A 3533-nucleotide genomic window follows, 5' to 3' on the forward strand; every position below is an offset into this window, starting at 1 on the left:
GCTTAACAGAATAATGATAGGGTTAAGCAACGATTCGTACTGAATCGCCATAACGACCAAAACCAGAAATAATGCCAGAGCAATCAGAAGAAGGTTTTGATTTTGCTGTTGTTCAAGGGCTTGTCTTTGCCCCCCATCGTAGATGGTATAACCCGATGGTAAATTAATTTCCTGACGCATTTGATCCAGTTGAATCAAGGCTTCTCCTAACGTTGCACCATCAACCAATGCAGCTGATAACTCTACAATACGCATCTGGTTTTCACGACGAATCCGTGACGGTGTATCCAGTAATTCAATTTCGGCAACATCGCCAAGATATAACGGTGTGCTTCCATCTGATGAAGGAAACAGAATGATGGATCGTAACGCCTGTGGATTGTTCATTTCTTCCTGAGGAAGTCTCAGACGGATATCATAAGAGCGGTTACCTTCAAGAAAATCACTGATAACGCGTCCCTGCAAAGCCGTTTGAGCGGCTTCAGCAAGATCCTGCATGTTTAACCCAAGTTCCTGTGCTCTATCCCGATTCAGTTTGATGGAAATTTCAAACCGTTCATCTTCTGCAGAGTGTTCTACATTGCTTAATTGCGGAATTCGTCGCATTTTATCGGCGATCTCATCGGCAACGGTTTTCATGACAGAAAAATCATTGCCCTGTAATCGCAGACTTATATCCTGATCTCCGCTATGAGTGCGTAATCCCCGAATGCCGCGTTGAAATAAAAACACGCGTAGTCCCGCGATCTGCAGTTCATCGACCTGTTTGCGGATATCTTTTATCCATTGCTGGCTGGATATCTCCCTTTCATCCGCAGGCACAAGCTCAACAGTCATTTCTGCCCGACTGGGTTCTTCACGCTGAGAGCGTCCGAAGACGCTGCCCCCTACCAGAGTGAAGATGGTCATCGTTTCCGGTTTGGCATGCATGATTCGTTCAAGCTCCTGAACATAACTGTCCATCTCATCCACCGAGACACCGGAGTCAGAAATCATCCGTACTTCAATACGACCGTCATCGATATTGGGCAGTAAGATCTGATGACCACTGGTAAAAACTGGCAAACTCAGGGCAAAGCCACCAATAAATAACGCGATGATTAACAATTTGATTTTCAGGAAAAAACGAATGACTTTGCCGTAACCCAATTGTAAAAAGCCAATTAAACCATCCATCATTCTACGGATGGGATTATTGCTGATTTGGGTGACTTTGGCGGCATAGGCTGGAACCAGGGTGAGGGCAATCACCATAGAGGCAAAAATGGCTGCTGAAATAGTGAAAATCAGTTCGCTGAACAATAATCCGGTTAAACCGCCGATAAATAAAAACGGCAAAATGGCTGCAAGGTTGGTTGATGTTGAAGCGATAATCGGACCGTTGACTTCCGCTGCTGCATGGGTACCGGCTTCCAGGGGTTGCTCATGCTTGCATTGATGACGATAGATGTTTTCCAGCATGACAATGGTGTTGTCCACCAGCATTCCCACACCAAGCGCCAGACCGCCTAAGGTCATGATATTGAGCGTCAGTCCACCCATGCCCATCAATACAAAGGTAAACATAATGGCAATTGGGATAGCACTGCCAATGATTAAGGTACGACGTAAATTGCCGAGAAACAGATACACCACCAGCATGGCCAGAATACCGCCACTGATAGCGGCTGTTGCAGCATTTTTCAGAGACTGTTTGATATAGACAGATTGGTCTGTCACGGTTGTCACATCGATGCCGGGGGGGATGACATTCTGTTCTTCAAGCCAGAGCAGTTGGCGTTTCACCACTTCAACCACATTATTCGTGTTGGCCGTTGGCTGTTTTTGGATGGCCATTTTGATGCCGCTGATACCATTGGCCCGGATTCGCAGTCTCTCATCTTCACTGCTGTCGACAACCTTAGCCACTTCATGCAGTTTGATAATATTATTATCTGATCGTCCAATCGGTAGTTGCCGAATTGCTTCAACCGAATTCAATCGGCCACCAATGCGACCGGTAATCTCATTGCCCGGCATTTGCAATCGTCCAATTGCGATATCATCGTTGGCTGTCTGAATGGCATCTACAATATTGCGATAGCTGAGTCCCATCGCTGCCAGGCGCTGCTGGTCTGGGATGATCTGAATTTCGCGTTCAACCCCGCCACCGATTTCTGCGGCAGCAACCCCAGGCAAATTAATAAACCATTTGCTTAAGACATCGTCGGTCCAGGTTCGCAGATCAACTAAATCCATTAAATCAGAGCTAACGACAAATTCAATAACTGGGATCTGTGATGGGTCACGTTTGTAGATTTCAGGTGGTTGAATGGAATCGGGGAGCTGGGTTTTGGCCCGATCCAATCGCGTACTGGCGTCTCGGAGGGCGATATCGATATCTTTGCCATAATCAAAGGTAATATCAATTTCAACCAAACCGAGATCAGAAGAGGACTGCACGTTTAACGCATCTTCGGTAATCGCTAACTGTTCTTCGACTAACCGTGTGACCTGATCTTCCATGACACTTGCGGGGACACCTGGATCGAGAATACGTACCCGAATATCGGGATAGACAATTTGGGGTAGCAGATCGATTGCCAGGCGGCTTAAAACCGCTAATCCAAGGACGATGACTGTTGCTGCAATCATTGAGACACCGATCGGGTGCTTAATCGACCAGGCTGCCAGCACACCTCCCTGGATTCTCATTGGGAAGTGATTTGTTTGGTTGATGCCGGCATGGCTTGTCTTGCAGCAGGCGCATTAACGATTTTCACCGCTTTATTTTCCCGAAGATTGGTAAATCCACGAATAACAACCTGCTCACCGCCTTCCAGGCCTTCTACAATTTCTATCTGATCTGCAATTTCCAGCCCGGTAGAGACGGGCACACGCTTCACGACATTATCGCTATCTGCAATAAACACATACTCCTCTTCGACAGAACGGCGCAGCGCGATAAATGGCACTAACAGTCTTTTTGCCTGTTGTGTGGTGAGCGTTACACGGACAAATTGGCCAGCCCTGGCACCTTCCGGAACGGGGGACAACGCTATTTCAAGTGTTCCGGTTCGGGTCATTGGATCAATATCCGGAAAGATTCGACTGATTTTACCGGTGAGGTCTGGATGCGGACGTCGGCCAGTACGTAATGCATCAATTTGAATGGATACATCATCACCGACCTGAATATTGTTTAAAAGTAATTCTGAGAGGCGCACTTCGGTAATTAACGTCTGTTGATTGGCAATCGTCATCAGATGTGAATAACGCTCAGCAATGTTGCCGGGTTCACTGTTACGCTGTGTAATGACGCCACTTATCGGAGAACGAATGACAAAATAGGATAGGCGGGTTTGTAGGGATTCCTGTTCAGCCTGGGCGACAGCGAGTTCTGTTTCAATACGGGTTAATTCGGTCTGAGTCGTCAATTTTCGGGCAACCAGATCTTTGATTTGGGCAAGATCGGTAGCAGATTTTCTGGTTAATGCCTGGGCGCGGGTGAGTTGGGAGCGAAGCAAGCGATCATCAAGTCTGGCGATAACCTG

2 protein-coding genes are annotated in these 3533 nt (G+C 47.1%); both read right to left on the bottom strand.

What is annotated here, in order from left to right:
• Positions 1-2694: efflux RND transporter permease subunit (locus B3O33_RS07405; RefSeq protein WP_292363309.1), on the bottom strand; the 2694-nt coding region annotated here is incomplete at its 3' end.
• The coding region (locus B3O33_RS07410; protein ID WP_292363310.1) for an efflux RND transporter periplasmic adaptor subunit at positions 2691-3533 on the bottom strand (843 nt) is incomplete at its 5' end. The genes B3O33_RS07410 and B3O33_RS07405, both read right to left, overlap by 4 nt.

The organism is Methylophaga sp. UBA1464 (assembly GCF_002325665.1).
Classification (GTDB): Bacteria; Pseudomonadota; Gammaproteobacteria; order Nitrosococcales; family Methylophagaceae; genus Methylophaga.